This is a genomic window from Larkinella arboricola (assembly GCF_003259745.1).
Classification (GTDB): Bacteria; Bacteroidota; Bacteroidia; order Cytophagales; family Spirosomataceae; genus Larkinella; species Larkinella arboricola.
In genome coordinates, this window is record NZ_QLMC01000003.1 from 505,199 (window position 1) to 527,575 (window position 22,377).

At 53.3% G+C, this 22,377-nt stretch carries 20 protein-coding genes; 4 read left to right on the top strand and 16 right to left on the bottom strand.

What is annotated here, in order from left to right; translation table 11 throughout:
- Nucleotides 1-76: 76 nt before the first annotated feature.
- Entirely contained in the window at nt 77-1,150 is a 1,074-nt protein-coding gene (locus LX87_RS13470; RefSeq protein ID WP_111628758.1) for a fatty acid desaturase family protein, read from the top strand.
- A gap of 104 nt (nt 1,151-1,254) precedes the next feature.
- Here the strand turns inward: LX87_RS13470 and LX87_RS13475 are convergent, their stop codons facing one another.
- Nucleotides 1,255-1,686 (bottom strand): DUF4345 domain-containing protein, encoded by a 432-nt coding sequence (locus tag LX87_RS13475; protein ID WP_111628759.1) that lies wholly within the window; start codon nt 1,684-1,686, stop codon nt 1,255-1,257.
- A 208-nt stretch (nt 1,687-1,894) separates the two neighbouring features.
- Here LX87_RS13475 and LX87_RS13480 point away from each other — a divergent pair, with 208 nt between their 5' ends.
- Nucleotides 1,895-2,998, top strand: coding sequence for a hypothetical protein (locus LX87_RS13480; protein ID WP_111628760.1), 1,104 nt, complete (start codon nt 1,895-1,897; stop codon nt 2,996-2,998).
- On the opposite strand, the gene LX87_RS13485 is transcribed toward LX87_RS13480, so the two are convergent.
- The 6 genes from LX87_RS13485 to LX87_RS13510 all read right to left on the bottom strand — a co-directional run bounded on the left by LX87_RS13485 (nt 2,995) and on the right by LX87_RS13510 (nt 10,052).
- A complete protein-coding gene (locus LX87_RS13485) occupies nt 2,995-4,560 on the bottom strand; it encodes an ABC transporter permease/substrate-binding protein (protein WP_111628761.1) in 1,566 nt (521 codons plus the stop codon). The genes LX87_RS13480 and LX87_RS13485 overlap by 4 nt on opposite strands.
- Before the next feature lie 2 nt (nt 4,561-4,562).
- Nucleotides 4,563-5,510, bottom strand: a complete 948-nt coding sequence (locus LX87_RS13490) for an ABC transporter ATP-binding protein (RefSeq protein ID WP_111628762.1) — start codon at nt 5,508-5,510, stop codon at nt 4,563-4,565.
- A gap of 4 nt (nt 5,511-5,514) precedes the next feature.
- Nucleotides 5,515-6,411 carry a DUF1207 domain-containing protein gene (locus LX87_RS13495; protein WP_229310652.1) on the bottom strand — a complete coding sequence of 299 codons (897 nt, stop codon included), beginning with the start codon at nt 6,409-6,411 and terminating at the stop codon, nt 5,515-5,517.
- Between the two features lie 55 nt (nt 6,412-6,466).
- Entirely contained in the window at nt 6,467-7,846 is a 1,380-nt protein-coding gene (locus LX87_RS13500) for a dipeptidase (protein WP_111628764.1), read from the bottom strand.
- 103 nt (nt 7,847-7,949) lie between these two features.
- Nucleotides 7,950-8,609, bottom strand: coding sequence for a glycerol-3-phosphate 1-O-acyltransferase PlsY (plsY, locus tag LX87_RS13505; protein ID WP_111628765.1), 660 nt, complete (start codon nt 8,607-8,609; stop codon nt 7,950-7,952).
- Between the two features lie 525 nt (nt 8,610-9,134).
- A complete protein-coding gene (locus LX87_RS13510) occupies nt 9,135-10,052 on the bottom strand; it encodes a pirin family protein (RefSeq protein ID WP_111628766.1) in 918 nt (305 codons plus the stop codon).
- A 116-nt stretch (nt 10,053-10,168) separates the two neighbouring features.
- Between LX87_RS13510 and LX87_RS13515 the strand changes: the two genes are divergently transcribed.
- Complete coding sequence (locus LX87_RS13515) at nt 10,169-11,182, top strand: bestrophin family protein (RefSeq protein WP_111628767.1); 1,014 nt, start codon at nt 10,169-10,171, stop codon at nt 11,180-11,182.
- Nucleotides 11,183-11,230: 48 nt separating this feature from the next.
- Here LX87_RS13515 and LX87_RS13520 read toward each other — a convergent pair whose 3' ends face one another.
- The 5 genes from LX87_RS13520 to LX87_RS13540 all read right to left on the bottom strand — a co-directional run bounded on the left by LX87_RS13520 (nt 11,231) and on the right by LX87_RS13540 (nt 19,129).
- Nucleotides 11,231-12,136, bottom strand: a complete 906-nt coding sequence (locus LX87_RS13520) for a ThuA domain-containing protein (protein ID WP_111628768.1) — start codon at nt 12,134-12,136, stop codon at nt 11,231-11,233.
- Nucleotides 12,137-12,301: 165 nt separating this feature from the next.
- Nucleotides 12,302-13,807, bottom strand: a complete 1,506-nt coding sequence (locus LX87_RS13525; protein ID WP_111628769.1) for a RagB/SusD family nutrient uptake outer membrane protein — start codon at nt 13,805-13,807, stop codon at nt 12,302-12,304.
- Nucleotides 13,808-13,828: 21 nt separating this feature from the next.
- Nucleotides 13,829-17,317 carry a SusC/RagA family TonB-linked outer membrane protein gene (locus tag LX87_RS13530; RefSeq protein ID WP_111628770.1) on the bottom strand — a complete coding sequence of 1,163 codons (3,489 nt, stop codon included), beginning with the start codon at nt 17,315-17,317 and terminating at the stop codon, nt 13,829-13,831.
- 34 nt (nt 17,318-17,351) lie between these two features.
- Complete coding sequence (locus tag LX87_RS13535) at nt 17,352-18,350, bottom strand: FecR family protein (protein ID WP_111628771.1); 999 nt, start codon at nt 18,348-18,350, stop codon at nt 17,352-17,354.
- Nucleotides 18,351-18,439: 89 nt separating this feature from the next.
- Nucleotides 18,440-19,129, bottom strand: a complete 690-nt coding sequence (locus tag LX87_RS13540) for an RNA polymerase sigma-70 factor (protein WP_111628772.1) — start codon at nt 19,127-19,129, stop codon at nt 18,440-18,442.
- Between the two features lie 315 nt (nt 19,130-19,444).
- On the opposite strand from LX87_RS13540, the gene LX87_RS13545 reads away from it, so the two are divergent.
- Nucleotides 19,445-19,888, top strand: coding sequence for a GNAT family N-acetyltransferase (locus LX87_RS13545; RefSeq protein ID WP_111628773.1), 444 nt, complete (start codon nt 19,445-19,447; stop codon nt 19,886-19,888).
- Between the two features lie 30 nt (nt 19,889-19,918).
- Here the strand turns inward: LX87_RS13545 and LX87_RS13550 are convergent, their stop codons facing one another.
- From LX87_RS13550 to LX87_RS13565, 4 genes are all read right to left on the bottom strand, one after another.
- Nucleotides 19,919-20,359 carry a VOC family protein gene (locus LX87_RS13550; protein ID WP_111628774.1) on the bottom strand — a complete coding sequence of 147 codons (441 nt, stop codon included), beginning with the start codon at nt 20,357-20,359 and terminating at the stop codon, nt 19,919-19,921.
- 35 nt (nt 20,360-20,394) lie between these two features.
- The gene (locus LX87_RS13555; RefSeq protein WP_170139364.1) at nt 20,395-20,802 is read right to left on the bottom strand and encodes an ester cyclase; all 408 of its coding nucleotides are present in this window, start codon (nt 20,800-20,802) and stop codon (nt 20,395-20,397) included.
- A 63-nt stretch (nt 20,803-20,865) separates the two neighbouring features.
- Nucleotides 20,866-21,639, bottom strand: coding sequence for an AraC family transcriptional regulator (locus LX87_RS13560; protein ID WP_111628776.1), 774 nt, complete (start codon nt 21,637-21,639; stop codon nt 20,866-20,868).
- 84 nt (nt 21,640-21,723) lie between these two features.
- Nucleotides 21,724-22,350 carry an NAD(P)-dependent oxidoreductase gene (locus tag LX87_RS13565; protein WP_111628777.1) on the bottom strand — a complete coding sequence of 209 codons (627 nt, stop codon included), beginning with the start codon at nt 22,348-22,350 and terminating at the stop codon, nt 21,724-21,726.
- Nucleotides 22,351-22,377: the final 27 nt, after the last annotated feature.

Below are 22,377 nucleotides of genomic sequence, written 5' to 3' on the forward strand. Positions count from 1 at the left end.
CGACTGTCAGGGCGCGGCTTGTTTCTGTCGATAAAATGCGTACCTTATTCAACGTTTTATTGTAACCTGTTCACTAATGAGAGTGCTTCCGGCTATTCAAGATCCAACTTCTGTCGCCCAACCTTCAAACGCTTTTGACCGCTTTTTACTGCAATTCATCCGTGATCCGCGCGATTTGCCGTTTATTTATCTAACACTGCGGATCTCGTTTACATTAATACCGCTGGGGATTCTGCTGTTTATTCCGGCCATTTCCGGCGCCGTCTGGTGGGTCATAGCGGCCGCTTATCTGATTACGTATTTTATTTATAAAGGCCCCTTTGGACTCATGGGGCACTGTGCGGCCCACCGGCCTTTGTTTAAACGGGAATACCGCTGGATGAGTTATTATATGCCAACGGTTATGGCGCTGTTCTTCGGCATGACGCCGGAAACGTACGTGGGGCACCACATCGGAATGCACCACCCCGAAAACAACATGCCCGAAGACTTAAGCACGACGATGCCGTACCAGCGCGACAGCGTGCGTGGTTTTTTGCATTACCTGACCACCTTCCTGTTTACGGGCGTTTTTACGCTGGTGGGCTATCTTTTCCGAAAAAACCGTCAGAAAATGGCTCTCAAAGCCATGAGCGGAGAAATTTCCTTCGCGGTGATGTGCGGTCTACTCCTCTGGCTAAACGCTCCGGCAACCATTGTGGTGTTCCTGATTCCGTTTGTGTTCACACGGATTATCAGCATGATTGGCAACTGGACCCAGCACGCGTTTGTCGATAGCACCGATCCGGCCAATGCCTATAAAAACAGCATCACCTGCATCAATGTAAAGTACAACCGCCTGTGCTGGAACGACGGCTACCACATCAGCCACCACTGCCGCCCGGCCATGCACTGGAGCGAACACCCGCACTTTTTCATGAAAACCCTCGATAAATACGCATCCAACAAAGCGATTATTTTCGACGGGCTCGATTTCGGCCAGGTCTTTTTTCTGCTGATGAGAAAACGCCACGACCGGCTGGCCAAACACGTGGTCAACCTAAATGGTACCTTTCAGAACGAGCAGGAAATCATTGAGTTGATGAAGTACCGGCTGCAACCCATTCACGAATGGAGCGAAGTGCCCGCGAAAAAAGCCGTTACAGTCTAACAAAATCAGGACAGCCATTTCGCAAGTTGGCCCGACCTGCCAGATCGTTACGTCTGACAGATCGGGCCGCTACTTTACAGCTCCATCGAGAGCCTGACCATTGGTTAATGGCTAACCCGCAGCGAAACGGCTGGTGCCGTCGTTCGGTTGTTGGCCCATAACAGTACCACCGCCAGAACGAAAAGCACGGTTTCGGTTACAATCCACTGCCGCCCAAAATCGCCCAGCGCCCCTTCGGCAAAGATCGTGATGGCGCGCGACAAGGCGTAGAAACCCCACAGCAGACTCAGAAAAGCCAGTCCCTTGTTCACGTCTTTCACCATCAGGTACAGCAGGCTGATGAACATGGTCAGGCCAACGCCCCCGTATACCCCCCGAATTGAACTGAACGCATCGGTATTGTTTAGTTGCACGTGGACCAGATCCATAACGGATTGCGGATTAGAAAAGGCAATGACGCTGACCGACAGCAGCGCCAGCGCCGAAATAAGAATGAACCCCTGAGCGGCCCGTTTGACAAATTGTTGTGTTTTCATGTGCTTCGTAGTTGTTGTTTACGGAGCAAAATTGCTGAGTTTTTTTAGACAAATTGTTGGTGTTGGCCAAGATTTAAGACCGTTGTAGAAATACCGGGCCATCAGAAAGAGAATTTTTACGGTACGCTTATTCATAGAATTCGGCTTTGGCGGGTTTATTTGTAAGCCGGTAACGCTTAAATTTATTAGCCGCTGCAACAACGCTCCCATGACACCTACACCACAGCATATTATTCAAATCGGGAGTGCTAAAGACAAGGCCCATCTTTCCAAATCCCAGAAGGAGTTTAACCGCCTGACCCGGAAAATTGAAGCCCTGGAAAAAGCACTTACGGAATACCGTGCGGCTTCAACCCGGATTCACCAACGGGTCCAGACGGAACTGCTGCCCCTGCAAACCGAATACCACCGACAGCGGGCCAGCCTGGTACATCTGCTCGACCGGGCTTATGAATCCGGTGATTTTAAGGCGAACGAACGCAAAAAGCTGGCGGATATCATCCTGAATCTGACCTTCAACCTGATCTCCGAACACGGCCTTGACGACCTGAAACCCATCTACGACAAGTATGATCCGGACGGCTTCGATGCGGCCAATGCCGAAGCCGATGGGCTGACGGCCGAGGTGATGAAACAAATGTACGGTGCCATGTTCGGCGTTGAGTTTGATGAGGATGCCGACATCCGTTCACCGGAAGAACTGGAGGATCAACTCCGGCAAAAACTGGAAGAACAACAACGCCAGGCCGACGAACAGCGCGCCCAACGCCCCAAATCGCAGAAGCAACGGGAGCGGGAAGCCAAAAAGCAACTCGAAGAACGCAACATCACCAAAGCCGTACGAACGGTTTACATGGATCTGGTGAAAGCCTTCCACCCCGACCGGGAACCGGACGAAGCCGAAAAGGAGCGAAAAACCGAGATCATGCACCGCATCACGGAAGCGTACGAAAAAAGCGACCTGCTGGCGCTCCTGCGGCTGCAACTGGAATTTAACCGGATTGATCAGGACCACCTGGAAGCACTGGCCGAAGAGCAATTAAAATATTACAACAAAATCCTGAAACAGCAGACGCAGGAACTGGAGGAACAATTATACGATTTGCAATCGCAGCTTTCACCAATGAGCAGCAAGGCGCTGGTGGATTCGCCCGCCCACCTCGAATACGGGTTGAAAGCCGATGTGCAGGAACTGAAACGAGCCATCAAGAACCTTAAAAGCGACCTTGCGGCTTTCCAGAATAGAGGGGTTTTGAAACAATGGCTGAAATCGTACCGGATTCAGAAAGCCGATGATTTCAACGAATTTTAGTCCTTATCGCCCAGATACCGCTTCAGATCCGAAATAGACCGGATTCCCAGCCGGTCGGCCTGCGCCCGGCGCATCATCAGGGCATACGTGTTGTTGAATCCCATCGGAGCCAGCCAGCTTACCTTGTAACGGCTCTGAAATTCGCGGCTCACATACCGATAAACCGCTTCCCGGTCGGCTTTCAGCGAGTCGGCCAGCGCCGGAGGGGGCTGTAAAATAACCAGCAAACCCGTGCCGGTATACTCCGGATATAAATCGATCTGCCCGGTAGTCAGCGCATTGAAACAGATTTGCGTACCGCCCAGACCGGTTTTGGTGACGACTTCGAGCGTCGTGCGGTTGTCGAGCAACTGGCGCAGTATTTCGGCCAGAATGTATTGTTCTGTGAAGATTTTCGTCCCGATCACAATCCGTCCCTGGCGTTGCTTTCGGGTCGGCGGGAGGAGTAGCTTTTGTTCCGTTAAAAACCGTCGGGCCACGGCTTCGGGCGATTCATGCCGGAAATCGGCACGGTAATTCAACTCGGTCATCACCGCATCCGAAAGCCGCCCGTCCAGCAAATGCAGCGTTTTTGACAACTCCGGATACTGATTCAAAACCGCCTGCCGAACCACTAACGCGGCTTCGTAGGGCGGAAAGGCATTTTTGTTATCATCCAAAACCCGTAAGTCAAACGCCTTGATCCGCCCGTCGGTCGAATAGCCGCTGATGAGATCGACCTGCCCGCGGTAAATGGCTTCGTACATTAGATTCTGGTCAATCAGCCGCGGTGTCACCCGCAAGCCATACGTCCGGGCCAAACCCGGATACCCGTCGGCCCGACCGTAAAATTCATGCGCAAACCCGACCATTAATCCACCCGAAATACCGCCCGGCAACCAGTAAAAAGCCGACAAGGCGGGTGTTATCAGCAAAAAAACCAGAGCAACCCGACGCAACCGCAACCCACGCAAATGTTGCAGACGGGCCAGCAAAAAGTCGAACAGAACCGCCAGCAAAGCCGCCGGAATGGCACCCGCCAGCACCATATTCGGGTTGTTGAGCGCAATACCGCCAAATATAAACTCTCCCAGCCCACCGGCTGCTACATAGGCCGCCAGCGTGGCTACACCCACGTTAATCACCGTCGCCGTACGAATTCCGGCAAAAATAACTGGCAGCGCCAGCGGCAGTTCGAGCCGGGTCAGCACCTGGCGGGTGGTCATGCCCATACCGCGGGCGGTTTCTTTCAGGGCCGGACTCACTTCCCGAATCCCGACGTAGGTATTCCGGACAATCGGCAGCAGCGCGTACAGAAACAGGGCCACGATGGCGGGCCAGCTACCAATGCCCAGAATCGGAATCAGGAAACCCAGTAGCGCAATGCTCGGAATGGTTTGCAAAACGCCGACCACAGCCAGCACCACAGCCGCGATTTTCGGGCGATACGTAATCAGAATACCCGTCGGAAGCCCAATCAGTAAGGCCAGGCAAAGCGACAGAAATGTCAGGCCAATGTGCGTCAGCGTTTGCTCAGCCAGCTTGTCGCCCTGCTGCACTATAAAATCGAAAAACTCCTGCATGATTACGGCGATTTAGGAACGAGTTGATGCAGGGCCGACCAAATATCAACCGCCCGGATTCGGATAGGCCAATCGCCAACCCGCAACACCCCCGATTCGGTTTTTGTCAACAGTGTCAATGCATCATTTAGACTCATATCAGGCTGTAAGTCAATCGCTTCGGGGCCGGGCGATTCGGGAAGAATATACGGCATTACGTCCTGCAACGTGAATACCTGCAACTGAAACGCCAGCACCTGATCGCCAAAAAACCGCTGAACGAAGGCACTAGCCGGTTGCATCAGCAATTCCTTCGGTGTACCAATTTGCAGAAGCCGTCCGTTATCCATCACACCGACGCGGTCGCCTAGTTCCAGAGCTTCCCGAACATCATGGGTCACCAGCACCACGGTTTTCCGGCGCAGTTCGTCCAGATTCCGAAACTCTTGGCGGATCTCGGCGCGGGTAATCGGGTCGAGGGCCCCCAACGGTTCGTCCATGAGCAGAATCGGCGGGTTTGCGGCCAGGGCCCGGGCCAGCCCCACGCGCTGCCGTTGTCCTCCGCTGAGCTGATCGGGGTAAGCGTTTAACTGCTTTTCGGGTAAGCGAAGCATAGCCAGCAGCTCGTGCGTGCGGTTGCGGATCCGGTCTTTGTCCCAGTGCAGCAGCCGGGGCACGATGGCAATGTTCTCGCCAACCGTATAATGCGGAAACAAACCCGTTTCCTGTACCACGTAGCCAATGGAGCGGCTCAACTCGTGCGGGGCCTGCTGTTGCGTGTCAATACCGTTGATTTCGACCGTGCCGGAGGTCGGTTCAATCAGGCGGTTGATCATCTTGAGCGTGGTTGTTTTGCCCGAACCACTCGTGCCCAGCAACACCAGCGTTTCCTGCTCCCTGACGGCAAACGAAACGTCCTCCACAGCCGTATGGTTTGGATAGCGTTTGGTCAGGTGCCGGACGTTGATCATACCGTTAGATGGGGTTAAAATAGACGCCAATACCGAACCAGCGGGTTTTCTGCTGCTCGTAGACGCTGTAAGGCCGGAAACCCGTGTACCCTTCGAGCAGAAACGTCAGGTTGTTGGCCGTATGGCCCAGCTCCAGCCCAATACCGGCTTTAATACCGGGTCGGAAATCGGTTTGCTGCCACACTTTCAGGTCTGCTCCACCGGCCAGCCGGGCAAAGGCGGGCGACGGTTTGCGGTAAAAGAAACCCGCTTCGGCACTCAGCCGTTTGCGTTCTTCGGGTTTTCGCAGGCCGATGCCAACGCCGACGTACTTCCGCAAACCGCTTCGTTGGTGGTTGTACGTCACGTCCACCACTTCGTAGTTGACCGGGTTGGGCAGGTAATAATTGATCTGATTCCGAATCAGGTAATCGTCGCCGAGGTGCGACGACAGGTGATAAAGCCGAAACCGCCAGCTATGGTGCCGGACTTTAACGTTGTAAAGAAAGCTCAGCCGGTAATCGGTGTTCATCAACTGACGGCGCTGCTTGTTCTGGACCGGATCATGATAAACCTCAAACTGCGTAAACGACGCCACATCAAACGACACCTCACTACTGCGTTCGGCGGATTTGTACCAGCGAAAAACGGGTTTCCGCAGCCCAAACGTAAAAGGCACAAAGGAACCGTCGTATTTTTTGCCGTCCATCCAGTAGCCCGGCAGTACACTCACGCTGGTCTGGGCTTCGATGGGGTCGAGCATAATCGGTTCGAAAAGGTGGCCTTTGGGCAGAAACTCCCGGCGCGGATAAGTGGCCCGGATCGGCATAGACTGGCGAATCACCACCGTATCGGGTACCTCCTGCGCCAGCGCACCCAACGCCCAGAAGATGGCAAAAAAAGACAGTAAAGTAGGGTTCATTGCGTAAAAAAACCTCCGGTTTCGGGCCGGAGGTATAGTAACGGAAAAGGTATGCTTAGGCATCAACAACCGTCTGCTTCAATTCGGCGTAGTGCTTGTAGAAATACGGAATTGTCTCGATTCCCTTGTAGAAATTAAACAACCCGTAGCTTTCGTTCGGTGAGTGCAGGGCGTCGATGTCCAGCCCAAAACCCATCAGAATGGATTTTACGCCCAGTTCTTTTTCAAACAAGGCAACGATGGGAATGCTGCCCCCGCCCCGGGTCGGAATGGCGTCTTTGCCCCAGGCTTCGCGGAAGGCCCGCCGGGCGGCTTCAAATTCAACCGAATCGGTAGGCGTCACGTACGGCTGACCGCCGTGGTGTGGAGTCACCGTCACCGTAACGGTCGGCGGTGCAATGGCCTTAAAATGCCGGGCAAAGAGTTCGGTAATCTCGTCGGGGTCCTGATTCGGCACAAGCCGCATACTGATTTTAGCCTGCGCTTTGCTCGGCAGGACGGTTTTGGCCCCCTCGCCGGTATAACCGCCCCAGATACCGTTTACGTCCAGTGTGGGCCGGATGGAAGCCCGTTCAGGTGTCGAGTAGCCTTCTTCGCCGAAAACCGAATTCAGGTTCAGGTCGCGTTTGTATTCTTCCTCGTCAAACGGCGCTTCGGCCAGCGCGGCCCGTTCGTCAGAACTTAGTTCGTCTACCTTGTCGTAAAAACCAGGTATCGTAATGCGGCCTTTCTCGTCGTGCAGCGACGCAATCATCTGGCAGAGCACATTGACCGGATTGTGTACGGCACCCCCGTACACGCCCGAATGCAAATCGCGGTTCGGGCCAACCACCTGCACTTCAACGTACGACAAGCCTCGCAAACCGGTTTCAATCGACGGCACATCGTTGGCAATGATGCTCGTATCGGAGATCAGAATAACGTCGCACTTGAGTTTTTCACGGTTATTGGTTACAAACGCACCCAGGTGTTCCGAGCCGGTTTCTTCTTCCCCTTCAATCATCACCTTGACGTTGCAGGGCAGATTTCCGGTGGCCAGCATGGCTTCAATGGCCTTTACGTGCATGTAAAACTGGCCTTTGTCGTCGCAGGAGCCACGGGCGTAGATGCGTTCGTTACGGATGGTCGGCTCAAACGGCGGGGTATTCCAGAGCTCGTACGGATCGGCGGGCTGTACGTCGTAATGACCGTAGACCAAAACCGTCGGCAGCGTGTCGTCGATCAGCTTTTCGGCGTAGACCACCGGATGGCCTTCAGTTTCGTGTACCTCGGCATTATCCATACCGGCTACAGCCAGTTTCTCTTTCACAAACTCGGCCGCCCGGAGCATATCCGGTTTGAATTTCGAATCGGCGCTGACGGACGGAATCCGCAGCAGGTCAAACAGTTCGTTCAGAAACCGTTCTTTATGTTCCGCAAAATAGGTTGATAGCATAGTATTACCGGTTTTTCGTCGGAGTGACGAAGAAAAGTCCACAAAAACAACGCCCCGAAGTTAATCACTTCGGGGCGTCCTGCAATCGCTATATACTTGAAACTTATTCCTCGTCTTCTTTCTTACGAAATTTAATCAGACGCGTCCGGTTTTCCTCACCGTTCAGGAGTCGGGTGATGTTTTTCTGGTGAGTCAGCACCACGAACAGGAAAACGACCACGCCAAAGACGATCAGCAACGGGTGTTCTTTCTGCCCAAATACCTGGAGCAGCAACAGCACCGGAAAAGCCAGAGCCGCCATCATAGAGCCCAGCGAAACGTATTGAGAAGCAATAACGACAACCAGAAAAATACCGATGCAAACCGCGGCCACTTCCGGGTGGATGGCCAGTACCATGCCCAGCAGGGACGCCACACCTTTACCCCCTTTAAAATCGGCCAGAATTGGGAAGCAGTGCCCGATGACGGCCACCAATCCAAAAACCAGCTTGAAAGTCAGAATTTCGTGGGTGCCGATGACATCAAAATACCACAGCAGTGAAGATAAAATGGTGGCGGTATAGCCTTTCAGCACATCAATCAGCATCACGATGGTTCCGGCCCGTTTGCCCAGCACCCGAAAGGTATTCGTAGCGCCGGCATTACCACTTCCGTAATTGCGAATGTCTAATCCAAAAAACCCCTCTCCATACCAAACGGCGGTCGGAATCGAACCCAGCAAGTAAGCTAATAACGTCGTTGCAATAATCAATAATACGTTCATTCAAGAAATCTACCGCTTCGGCGGTGCGACTGACATTGAGTAATAATTAATACAGAACCACCCGGAAACCAGGTGCGCAAAGACTTATAATGTAGAAATTCTTGGTGGGCGGTAACAGCTACCGAACGACAAATTTAACTAAAAATAGAACGCTGTTACCTTTTAATAACACACAAACAATGAAAAATATTCGTTTAATACCAACTAATTCACATGAAAAAATTGACGTTTATCGGTAAAAACCATACTCAGTACAACTTTTCAGATAAGAATTGGACGAAATAAAGGCAGCCTTCCTGACCCATTTCCATCTGAAACGTGCGGAAGGTTCATGAATAACTCCAGAATTTGCGAAGTGTTTGGTGCCGTCTATCGTCCGCTAACCCCACCCAATAAGGCAAAATGGGCCAAATTAACCGGTTTTAAGTCATTTCAGACGTATTTCTTACCCGCGCATTGATCCCAGTAAGAGGTTGACTGAGGGCTTGAAAATACCCCCAGGTTCATTCTCTACAACTTGTTTTTTTATGAAAAAGCCTGGGGTGGCGGTGACGATCCGGCGGGTCGGGAGTGGTCTTCCGGTAATGGTACAAACTCTTTGTCGTCGTTGGGCGGCAGGGCAATGCGGCCCGCCTGCCAATCGGCTTTAGCCTGCTCAATCCGTTCCTTGCGGGATGAAACAAAATTCCACCAGATAAACCGTTCGCCCAGTGGCTCTCCGCCGAGCAACATGAGGGTGGTGGCTTCGCGGGCGACCAGGATGGGGTCGATACCGGGCGTAAAGACCAGCAACTGCCCAACGCCGTAGACTTGCCCGTTTACCTCCACACTGCCTTTGGCTACATAAGCGCCCCGTTCCGGGTAACCCTGCGGCAAGCCGAAGCGTGTACCGGGCTGGAGAACAACGTGGACATAAAATAAGGGAGAATGCGTTTTCACGTCGTTTTGCAAACCGAAGGCATTTCCCGCAATGAGTCGCAGCCAGACGCCCTTGTCGGTAAAAATCGGCAGTTCCTGCGGCTGGTAATTCTCGAAGGTCGGGGCGCTTTCCTCGGCCGCTTCGGGCAGGGCTACCCAGGTCTGAATCATTTCCAGCGATCCACCCGCCAGCGTGGCCGGGTCCTCAAACCGTTCGGAGTGCGCAATTCCCCGCCCTGCCGTCATCCAGTTGACCTCGCCGGGACGAATAATTTGCTGAACACCCAGGCTATCGCGGTGCGTGACCTGCCCGTCGAACAGATAACTCACCGTGGACAAACCAATGTGCGGATGGGGTAATACATCCATGCTGGGCACCTGATCGGCAGAAAAGCTCACCGGGCCGCCGTGATCCATGAAAATAAACGGCCCAAGCATCCGGCGCAGCCGGTACGGCAGAATCCGTCGGACATGAAACCCGTTTCCAAGAGAAGCCGCCCGGGCGTCGATGATCTGATCTAGCATAAGAGAGTGGTTCAGCAGTGAGCGTTTGAGTAAGACTAAGATAGGCAAATTGACCCTTTCCGGCGTAATTTAGTCACAAAAACGTATCTTGTCATCCTCCACCTACCTCCTGACGTATGTTCACCACCAAACGTGTTCCATTCACCATTCTTTTTCCCTTTACCTGGCGGGCCGTCCTGCTTTTTCTGACTTACTCCTTCCTGATCTGCTTTCTGTACGACGTAATGGACTGGAAATTTCTGGCTATTCCGTTTGTTCCCGTCGCCACAATCGGTACGGCGGTGGCCTTTTATGTGGGTTTCAAAAACAATTCATCGTACGACCGGCTCTGGGAAGCCCGCCGAATCTGGGGGAGCATTACCAACGCCAGCCGGTCGTGGGCCATCATGGTACTGGATTACCTCTCTACCCAACAGGCGGCTCATCCACTCACAGACAACGAGTTACAGCAAATCCGGAAAGATTTAATTTACCGGCATCTGGCGTATATTACGGCGCTGCGGGTACAGCTTCGCCAGAAACCGGTTTGGGAACTGCACCACAACCCGGCGCACGAAGTTGTTGAACGCATTGAAGCCTTCCGGCAGTGTAGTCTGGACCAGGAACTGAGCCGGTTTTTACCTGTGACTGAGATTGAAAGCCTGATCCGGCACCCGAATCCGGCAACGTTTCTGATGCGCCAGCAGTCGGCCCAAATCCGTGATCTGCGCGAAAACGGTTTGCTCAGCGATTTTCACCATGTTGACCTGGAGCGGATGTTGGTCGAATTCTACAACCAGCAGGGTGCCTGCGAACGGATCAAATCCTTCCCGTTTCCGCGCCAGTACGCCTTTTTCAGCTACGTGTTTACCTGGCTGTTCATCTTCGTGCTGCCTTACGGTTTACTGACCGAAATGGCGAAAGTGGGTAACTGGCACGTCTGGCTAACGATACCGTTTTTCACCATCATCGCCTGGATTTTTAACACGATGGAAATTGTGGGCGACACCAGCGAAAACCCGTTCGAGAACAGCATCAACGATGTTCCGATGACGGCCATCTGCCGCAACATCGAAATCGACCTGCGCGATATGCTGGAAGAAACCGACTTACCCAAACGGGTTCAGGCCATCAACAACATTCTGATGTAAAAGCACAAAACCCGGCCAGCGCCGGGTTTTGTACAAGATTTTCAGGATTTATTTGGGATGACCATACGGCACATTGATGTCCATTTTGCCTTTCCATTTTTTCGGAACCGGCTTGTTCAGCGCCCAGTGAATACTGTTGACTACCAGACGCTGGAAGGACTCAATCTGAAAATCTTCCGGGTGGCCCATCGTAGTCATGAACGCCCGACCGCCCCACTGGTTTTTCCAGGTCCAGGCTACAGGGTTATCAACCGCGGCTTTGTCGGGGTTAACGGATTTACCCATCAGCAGGGGCGTTGACCCTGCAGCCGGATAATCGGGCTTAACCCGGTAGAGCCATGACGCAACGTGAAACGACGGCTCCACACCGTTCAGAATCGGATTTTTGGCCGCTTCCGGAACGATCGTTACGTCGGTGGTGCTGTTGTGGCCGTAGTGCGTGTGTTTAGCCGCCCCACCCCAGCCCGGAGGACTCCCGAACGCAAACTCACCGAAGGCGTTCCAGCGTTGGCGCGGATCACCGTTGGGATAATTAAAGGCGTGTGTCGTCGTCCGGAAGCCGATGACGGGTTTGCCGGATTTCAGGTATTCGTCGATGTAATTCAACTGTTCCTGCGGAAGCAGCCGCCAGCGCAGGTAAAAAACCGCCAGATCGGCTTCACGCAGGGATTCCAGACCGGGAATGTCTTTTTCGCTGGTATAATCGGGCACGGATTTCAGGACCTTCGTCCGCATACCGTAGTTTTTTTCCAGTTCGGCGGCAAGTAGCGGCAAGGTTAGCTCACTGCTGTATTCGTGGTCGCCCGTGACAAAAACAACATACGGTTTGTCAGCCCTGGCGGAAAGAGCGGTCAGATGGCTGGCGAGGACTTCGTTTCCCGTCAGACTCAGCAGGCCGGAAAAGCCCAGCAAGCCGGAGGTCTGTTGCAAAAAAGCTCTGCGTTTGGTTTTCATGAAACGTCGGTTTTGGGTCACGGAAAATTCTTACTGATAAGTCGAATGAGCGCCGAATATACCCATTAATTTATTGCAAACTCATTTTTAGCGTAGCCAACCGGGTTTCGTCACCATGAAAATACTGCGCATGGTAACAAAACCCGGTCTGGCAAAAGCGGTTTACTAATACCCCGGATTCTGAACCAGCTTATTGTTGTTCCGGATTTCCGCCGTTGGAATCGGGAAGAGCAACTCGCGTTCTTTCAGGACCGGACCGTACGAAAACTTGTGGCCGACGTAGTTTTCAAAAGTCTTCGTGGTCACGTTGAACGCCTTCCGAAGCCGGACCATGTCAAACCAGGTTTTATTTTCAAAGCTCAGTTCATACCAGCGTTCTTTCCAGACGGCTTCCCGCAGTTGCTCCTTGGTCAGCCCGGTCAGGTTGGGCAAATTCGCCCGCCGACGGATTTTATTGACGGCTTCGTAGGCTTCCGCCGTGGGGCCGCCCACTTCGTTCTGGGCTTCAGCATAAATAAGCAGGACTTCGGCGTAGCGCATCAGCGGCCAGTTCAGATCGCTGCTGGTGGTGGTTAGCTGGGCCGCCGTATCGAAGTGCTTATAAATGTAATACCCGCCCAGATCGACGGTTTGCGAACGGTTATCGCTCAGCGTATAGGTCCGGTAATAAAACTGCTTTTCCTCGGCCCGCTTGTCGCCTTTGGCATACGACTCCACAAACTCCTTGTTGGCAAAAATAGCCCCGGTTTCGTCGGAATAGGCCGAAATGCCCTGGTTGTACGGAATAATGGACGTTTGCCAGTTGGACGGTTGAATGTTGGCGGCAAACTGAACCATAAAGATGTTTTCGCCAATGTTCTTCTTGCTCGGGTCGTGCAGATCGTCATACGACGGAAACAGGCTATACTGGTTTGACGCAATCACTTCGTTGGCCTTGTCGGCGGCTTTCTTGTAATACTCCGCCCCTTTCTGTAGCGGATAACCCGCCATTGTCAGGTATACGCTCGCCAGCAGCGACTTCACTGCCCCCATCGACACCCGACCGGTTTTGTCCAGATACGGCAGCCCGGAGGCTTCGGCTTCGGTCAGATCGGCAACGATTAAATTGTAAACGGCTTCTTCGGTGGCAGCTTCCGGATATAAGTTCTCCGACGTTAAACCGACGGGATCGGTGATGATGGGGATTTTACCAAAAATCCGGACCAGGTTGTAATAATACCACGCCCGCAGAAACCGTGCTTCGCCCAAGACTTTCTTCTTGGCGGCTTCGTCCATCGCAATCCCCGGAATTTTGGCAATCGCCAGGTTGGCGTTTCCAATGCCTTTGTAACTGCTGACCCAGTACACCCGGCCATATTCGTTATCCGAGTTGTTGACTAGATTGCGCACAAAAATGCTGTTCACGGCCTGCCCTAACTCGGTGTTGGCCAGTCCGGTCGCAAACTCCAGCATCATCCAGGGTGCTCCGCCAAAACCACCCCCGGTCGTGGTTTTCAGGGCGTCGTAAATGGAATTGACCGCGCTGACGGCGTGTTCGGGCTTGGTGAAATAATTTTCGACGGTAAAATTGGAACGATCGGATTCGTCCAGAAAGTCGGAACAACCGGCCCCGCTCAGCATCAGGGCCGTGCAGAGCATCCATTGACCAACGGTTTTTAGGTTTCTTTTCATCGTAATGACAGGTTAGGAGGGTTATAGACCAATGTTCAGACCGACCATAAACACGCGCGGTTTCGGATAATCGTACAGCGCAACACCCTGATCGAAGGCATTGCCGGTGGTCGATACTTCCGGATCATAGCCCGGATACTTGGTGCTCAGGAAGAAGTTCTGCACCGATGCGTAGGCCCGCAGCCGGTTTAGCTTCAACTTATTAACGGTTTCAGACGGGAACGTGTACGCAAACAGCAGGTTCCGGCCCCGCAGAAACGAACCGTCCTTCACGCGGTGCGTATCTTCGTTGGTGTTATAACCGGCAGATACGGGCCGCAATTGGGCAATGGGCGTATTCTGATTTTCGGGCGTCCAGGCATTCAGCACGGTTTTGAAACTATTGGCAATCCCCTGACGGTCTTCCGCCGAGTGTTCGCTGCGGTACAGCACGTCGTTACCGCTCATAAACTGCAAATCCACCGTCAAATCGAAGTTTTTGTACTTAAACGTGTTCAGGAACGTACCAAACATATTCGGAATCCCCCGACCGATAATCACGCGGTCTTTGTCGTTGATTACCCCGTCCTGGTTCACATCCTGGTACTTCACGTCGCCCGGTCTTTTCAGGTATTTAGTCGCTTCCGACTCTTCCGACGTACTCCAGGTACCCTGGTGAACAAAGCCGAAGAACGACCCTACCGGCTCCCCTTCCCGCACCACCGTTGAACCCACAAAAATGTCGGAACCGCCGGTCAGGGCAATCACCTTGTTTTTGTTGAACGAAATATTGAAGGTGGTGTTCCAGGAGAAATCGCCCGCGTTGAGGTTGACGGTATTCAGGGCAAATTCGATTCCCCGGTTTTCCATGCTGCCCACGTTTTTCGAAACCGTCTCATAGCCACTGCTGTACGGTACTGGCGCACTCAGCAACATATCGGTTGTCAGCTTTCGGTACAAATCGACTTCGACCGCAATTCGATTCTGGAACAGGCCCAGTTCAAGACCGGCGTCGATCTGGTGCGTTTTTTCCCAGCGCAGATCCGGGTTGGCCAGCCGCCCCATTCCGATACCGATGGCCCGCGTCCCACCGAAGATGACCGAATAGTTGCCCATTCCGGCCAGCGCCTGATACGCCGTGATTTCGGAGTTACCCGTGACCCCGTAACTGGTCCGGATTTTCAGGTTGGATATAGCCGGAACGTCTTTCATGAAATCTTCTTCGGTTACGCGCCAGGCCAGAGCCGCCGAGGGGAAAAAGGCGTAACGGTTTTCCGAACCGAATTTGGAAGAACCGTCAATCCGACCCGTCAGCGTCAGCAGGTATTTGTCTTTCAGACCGTAGTTGATCCGGCCAAAGTAGGAGTTTAGGCCATACGCCACCGCCGACGAACTCGGAGCCTGCGGGTTGGAACCGGCACCCAGGTTGTTGAACAGAAAGTAGTCATCCTGAAAATTCTGCGTGGATGCGGCCGCCGTAAACCGGTCGACGTGCTGCCAGGAAAGCCCCAGCAGTCCCGTAAACGAGTGGATGTTATTGAACTGGCGGTTGTAGGTCAGGTAGTTCTCGAACTGCCACGAATTGTGCCGTTCATTGGTGACGGTAGCAATCCCGTTCTGATTGCGGGAAATGTAGTTCAGCGTCCGGCCACTGTAGAGGTCAATGCGTTGGTTGATGATGTTGGCCCCGACGGTCGTGCGCAGCTCCAGCCCTTTCGCCAGATTGAGGTTGGCATATACGTTTCCGAGCAACGTCTGGGTTTTGATGTAATTCAGCCGCTCTTTCAGGATGTTGATCGGGTTGCCGCCCCCTTCCATGCCGGGGTAATCTTCGTTGCCGCCCCAGCGACCGTCCGGGTATTTGACGGGAATAATGGGCAGGGCTTCCAGCACCTGACGCATGGCAATAATACCGCCCGCGCCCAGCGGATCGATCTGGTTTTCGTTCTGATCATTATAGCTCAGGCTCCCACCCACTTTCAACCAGCTTTTAATCTGGCTGTCGAACACAAACCGGGCAGAATACCGTTTCAGCCACGATTCTTTTACCAGACCGTTTTCGTTGCGGTAACCGAGGTACACCCCGTAGCTGTCGTTGGCGTTTCCGCCGGAGAACGATAGTTGGTGGTTTTGCGTGAAGGCTTTCTGAAAGGCTTCGTCCTGCCAGTCGGTATTGTACAGCGGTTTTCCGTTGGCATCGAACAACAGCGGATTGGTGCGCTTGGTTTTGGGGTCTTTGTATTTACCGCCCGCCCAGCCGACAGGATCGTATTTCTGAGCATTCTGATAGGCAATATCTTCTACCCGCAGAAACTCCTCCGAATTGAGCAATTCCAGTTTGCGGGGCAGTACGCCAACGCTCAAATCGGTATCGTACGTCACGCGGCCACCGGTCTGACTCCCCCGCTTGGTGGTCACCAGAATAACACCGTTGGCACCCCGGGCTCCGTAAATCGCCGTGGCCGATGCGTCTTTCAGGACCTCGATACTCGCAATATCGTTCGGGTTAATGTAGTCGATGGGCGTACTTCCGTTGGTCAGGCCGCTGGCGTTCAGGATAACGCCGTCGATAACGTACAGGGGGTTGTTGGCCACACTCACGGAGGTATTCCCCCGAATCCGGATGTTGGCCCGACCGCCCGGACGACCCGAGTTAACCGAAACGTTCACCCCCGTAATTCGGCCCGAAAGCCCCTGATTAAGCGAAGCAGCCGGACGCTCCTGCAATACTTCGGCTTTCACCGTTCCGACGGCCCCGGTCAAATCCGACTTCCGCTGAACACCGTACCCCACCACCACGACTTCATTCAGCGTTTTCTGGTCGGGCGCGAGCTGCACATTGATGGTGGTGCGGTTGCCAATGTTCACCTCCTGATTCAGATAGCCCACAAACGAAAAAACCAGCGTAGCAGCGTCATCCGGTACGTTCAGTTTGTAATTCCCTTCGCCATCGGTCGACGTACCGCGCGTCGTGTTTTTCACCACCACGCTGACGCCGGGCAACGGTTCGCCGGTTTCGCTTTTCACCGAACCGCTGATGGTCTTTTCCACCGCCATAACCTCAGCCGATGTAACGGCAGCACCGGCCCCATCCGGGAGCTTTTCGGGGGTTGACGACTGGGCTACGAGTTGCCCCAGCGAAAGCGAAGCCTCAAGCCCCGCTATCTTTGTACTTTTCTTTTCATGGAGAATCAGATACGAACTGGCGTTCACCTTTCTATACCGGAAACCGATTGGCCGCAAGATGGCGCTCAGGTTTTTCTCCAGACTCACATCAGAGCGAATCGTTCCGGCCGCTACGGAAACGCCTTCCACGGCCTGTACTTCAAAAAGAATGTCGACGTGGTAGCGTGTTTTCAGTTCTGTCAGCACATCCTTGAGCTGGCGGGGGGCACCGGCAAAAAGCCGACGGTTTAGGGGCTGTGCGTTGCCAGCCAGCAGGTCAGACTGCGTCCATCCCGGCTGTAAATTCAGCAACAGGAAGGAGAGCAGAAGTCCCGTTTTGGAAACTTTCTGGATAGAGTTTTTCATAAAAACAGGGATAAGGGATATTAAGTGAGATTGGTTAGTGGCTGTTTAACTGAACCTGACGACCCTGCCGAACAACGTTAATGTCCAGCAGCTCGGAAATCGATTGCAGCAACTGATCGACATTATCGGCCCGAAAAGAACCCATCAGTTGGCGGTTGGCGAGCACCGAATCGTTGATACTGACCTGCAAACCGTAGTTTTCTTCCAGCAGGTAAGCAACCTCCTGCAAAGGAGTTTCTTCAAATACGAATCGCTTTTCGTTCCAGGCAGGAAGCCGTTGCGTGGTGCCGACTTTTTTCAGGGCAATGTGATTCTGCGGATCGAATGTTACCCGTTCGCCCGGTTTCATGGTAACCTGCTTCCGGGTGGTTCCGGCCTTGTAATTCAGCCGTACCTGACCTTTGTTCAGCGTGACGCGGGCGCCCCGTTTGCGAGCAAAAACCGTAAACTCGGTTCCCAGCACCACTACCTCAAAACCCTTCGTGGTTTTCACCACAAAGTTTTTGTGATCGGGTGTATGGGCTACCGAAAAGTTGGCTTCGCCAGTCAGCATCACCTCGCGGGTCCGGTCGCCAAACCCCCAGCGGGGGACTTTCAGGCTGGAATTGGCGTTCAGCAACACCCGGCTACCGTCGGATAAATGCAGCGAGCGGGTTTCACCGAAAGCGGTATCGTAGGTCTGATACAACAGTTGCTGCTGAAACACCAGCGCCCCCAGGCTCAGCAAAAAAAGCAGCGAAGCCGCCACCAGCCATTGCCGCCGGGCCCAATTGTTTTTCTTCTGATGTTCGGGTAACTCCGGCACATCGTCCGTCTGGGGGTTGTTGGCTAAAAAAGCCGTATACCGTTGATGAGCTGCGTCGGTCTGGGCCCGGTACTGCGGGTGGCTGTTCTCCCACTCTTCCAGCCATTCGTAGTACTGCTCTTCGTTTTTTTCATTCCGGAGCCACTGCGCAATCAACTCCCGCTGCAATGGAGAAGCTGTTCGCCCGAAGTAGCTAAAGATCAACTGTTTGTCAACTTCATATTCCATATTTCATCATAACTGTTTATAGGCGCCTGACTCCGGTTGATGAGGGATGATGCGAGCGGTTGATGTACGCTGAAGAATGACGAATAGCCTTAGAGAAAAAGCGAATGACCCAGCACGGAAACGATCATCAACCAGTGATCTTTCAATCCGCGCCGGACGATACCCAGGGCTTTCACCATGTGTACTTCGACGGTTTTGATGGAAAGGCCCAACTCCGTGGCAATATCCTGATACTTACGACCTTCGAACCGGCTCAGCAGAAACACTTTGCGGCATTGCGGGGGGAGCGACTCCACCAGCGATTCGAGTTTATGAGCCACTTCTTCAAACTGAAGCACCTGATCGGGACGCTGGCTGAGCGCGTCTTCCCGGACTTCGGCGGTTTCAATCCCGTCCAGCTTCTGAAACTCCAGCCGGAGGTAGTTATAGGCTTCGTTCCGGACGCTGCGAAACAGGTAAAAACGGTACGATGAGGTAACAGCCGCGTAGGCCCGGGTTTTCCAGAATTTACAGAATACATCACTCACCAGATCTTCCGCCGTTTCTTTCGAATACACATACCGCACGGCATGGCTGCACAGGGCCTGATGGTACCGCCGGAACAGCAGTTCGCAGCCTTTCTGCGGGTTTTCCTCAAACGTGCGTCGGATAAACAGTTCGGTATCGTTGAGCGCCGGTTTTCCGTCCAGTACATCTTCTTCCGGCTCGTTCTGAGCCAGCGATTTGGTATTTAGCGGAAGTTGGTGACTGGGGAAATCGATTCGTGGGTGAGCTTGCATAGTCCTGGCGTAACCTTAATTATCCCTCTAAAAGTCAATTCTGTACTTATAAAGACAACTTCTAGCCAAAACCACCTTAGTTGATTTTAAAAAATTCTGAAAAAAGTTAAAATGACACGATAAACGCGGGTACTGGGTTACCAGACAGCCCTTACGGCTTAACAGGAAAGGGAGCAATAATTGAGCAGCAGCGTTGGCAAAACCAATACCGGAGTATACTTTGCGGCAGTTTGAAGATCCTCAGAGCGGAATCATTGGGAGGAGGTAGGTCTTCTCCACTAGCTAAGAATCTGGTAAATTTGTCTTAATACGCCCATGCAACTGCCCATCGTCCCCCTCCAGCCAACGGATTACCCCGAAGTCGTCGACGTTTGGGAGGCTTCCGTCCGGCCGACGCACCATTTTCTGACGGAAGCGGATATTCAATATTATAAACCGTTGATTTTGAATGAATACCTGAAAGCCGTCAATCTGGTGGGTATTCGGGATGAAGCGGGGAAACTGACGGCTTTTCTGGGAACCGCCGACCACAAAATTGAGATGCTGTTTATTCACCCGCAGGCAATGGGCCAGGGGTTGGGCAAACGGTTGATTCACTACGCCATTAACCAGGTAGAGGCCACAAAGGTCGATGTGAACGAAGACAATCCGCAGGCCGTCGGGTTTTATAAACACCTGGGTTTTCAGGTCGTCAGCCGTTCGGAGGTAGATGCCGCCGGTAAACCGTTCCCGATCCTGCACATGGAACGGGTAAGATAATCCCTTCGCCCATGCCCCGGAATTTCCAGTCTACAGATCGTCAATGCTGTTGTGGGTGATGACGTTGCCCGTTTCATCCAGCGGGACGTACGGGTTATAGGCAATCTCCAGAATATTGCCTTCCACATCGGAAAAGTAAAAGAAGTAACCGCCGAAAAACGTTTCTGTAGGCTCCTGACAGATTCTTACCTGCTTTGCTTTCAGATTCGCAAACCATTCATCCACCTCCGCTTTGGTCGGTACATTGTAACCGATTGTAAAAGAACGAAAACCCGTGCCGTCGGGCTTAACCCCAATCAGCGGAGCCAGTTGCTCTTTTTTACAAATGCTGAACAGAAAACCGTTGCACTTGATAAACAGAATGTCCTGATTTTCGGCAACGGGCTGCCAGCCAAGCGTTTCCACATAAAATTCGCGCATGGCCGGCAGATTATCAGCCGCCATCGTAAGCACACTGAGTCGTTGTTGCATGGAAAGAACTGTTGTTTTGTTGTTCACATTAATACTTACGAAATAACCCCGATTTGTTGCAGCACGCCCAGCCGATCGCTCTGGAGCCAGGAGCGAATGATTTTATTTCCCCGGAATTGGTAGATAACGTTGGCGTCGTTGGTGACGGTTTTTCCGCTGGCGGGGAATCCCCGAAATAGGCCCCGGTGTGTGCCTTTCCACGACCACCGTATCGCCACTTTGTCGCCTTCCGCCAACATGTCATGAACCGTCCATTCCAGATCCGGAAATCCCTGCCGCAGTTCCCGGACCGCTTCGGCAAAAGCCGCTGCCCCCTTTCCCGGACCAATACCGGTAAATTCGTCGTCAACGATAGTCTCGAGTTGTTCCAGCTTACCGAAGCGGATGATCTCTTCGTACAATCGGCGTACGGTTGTCTTGTTTTGTTCTGCGCGGTTCATCATCTGATTTTTTACGTTCAAAAGTAGGCGGCCCAAAGCGGCCAGCATTGTAAAAAATCAGTGGTTTCACCAATACCGACCGGATGTAAAGAAATCCTGCGGGGCCTGTCCGGTGAATGAGCGAAAATCCTTGATAAAATGCGCCTGATCAAAGTAACCGGCTTCATAGGCCAGGTCGGTCAGGCTTGGCGATGCGGGATGCGCACGAATCAGATGCCGGAAGCGAACGATGGCAGCAAACTGCTTGGGCGTTGTCCCCACCGTCCGCCGAAACCGCTTCTCCAGAGCATCCTGACTGATGCCCAGCGACTGCGCCAGGGCTTTTATCCCCGTATTCCCGTTGGCGGCTTTGATGGTTGCCACCGCTTGAGTCATGCGTTGTTCGGGCCTGAATTGCCGGAGTCGGCCAAGTAAAAACCGTTCGGCAAGGGCGATTCGCTGCGGATGGGTTGGGGCCTCCGCCAGCCGTTCTTCCGTTTCGACCAACTCCCGCCGGTCAATCAGATCGTCGAGCGGGCGACTGGCTCCGAACAGTTCATGCAGGGGTTCGCAGAAAAACGCGGCTGCTCCACCTTCCCGGAATAACACCAGCAGCATGGCCGTTCGGCTGTCATAGTGCAGCAGTCGGGACGATTTCCGCAGCCCCGTAATGACCGACCCCGGCAGGCGCTGACGCTGGCCGTCGTGCGTTTCCGTTACGGTTCCTTTACACCGGAACGCCATGACAATCGACGTATCCGGCACCACCCGATTCATCATTCCGGTATCACTCTCAATGATCAGGAAAGCACGGACGAACGGCTTCAGGGCGTCGGTCGGCAGAAATTGCTGGATGTCCATACACAACAGGGAGAAAGGACCAGATACCGGTTAAACTTTTCATCCCGCCGAAAAAGTTCAGCCCTGCGTGCCCGGCCTTGATGGTTAGTACGAAAGCCCCGGTGTTTTTTTCAGGTACTCGTCGGTGGTCAATTGTTTCAGCAGGAAGTCCGCTACGTCGGCCCGGGAGATTTTCAGGGTCAGCTCCTGGGCGTCGCTGGCAAACCCATGCCGGTATTTCCCCGTTACTGCCCCATCCGTAAAGGCCGCCGGGCGAACAAGGGTCCAGTCCAGGCTGCTTTGCCGGACATACTGTTCCTGCAATTCGTGGTCTTTCATGGCTTCTTTCAGCAAAAACCCGAACATGACGTATTTCCAGAAGAAGTTCAGATTGCCCTTGCTGTCGCCGGCTCCGAGGGTAGTCTGACAAATCAGGCGTTTCACACCGGTTTGCTCCATAGCCCGGATGATGTTTTTTGTTCCTTCCGAACGAACCGTTCCTTTCCGACCGGCCCCGAGTGCGCACAGAACGGCGTCGTGCCCCTTTACGGCCTGCTCCACCGCTGCCAAATTCAGGACATCGCCCTGATGCAGCGTTAAGCGTGTATGTTGCAGCGGTTGTAACGCGGCTGGATTCCGGGCAAAAGCCGTAACGGTGTGTCCTTGTGCCAGCGCCTGAGCAACGATCTGGCGCCCTACACTTCCTGTTGATCCAAAAATAATGAGTCGCATAGCGTTTGTCTTTTGTTGCAACAAAAC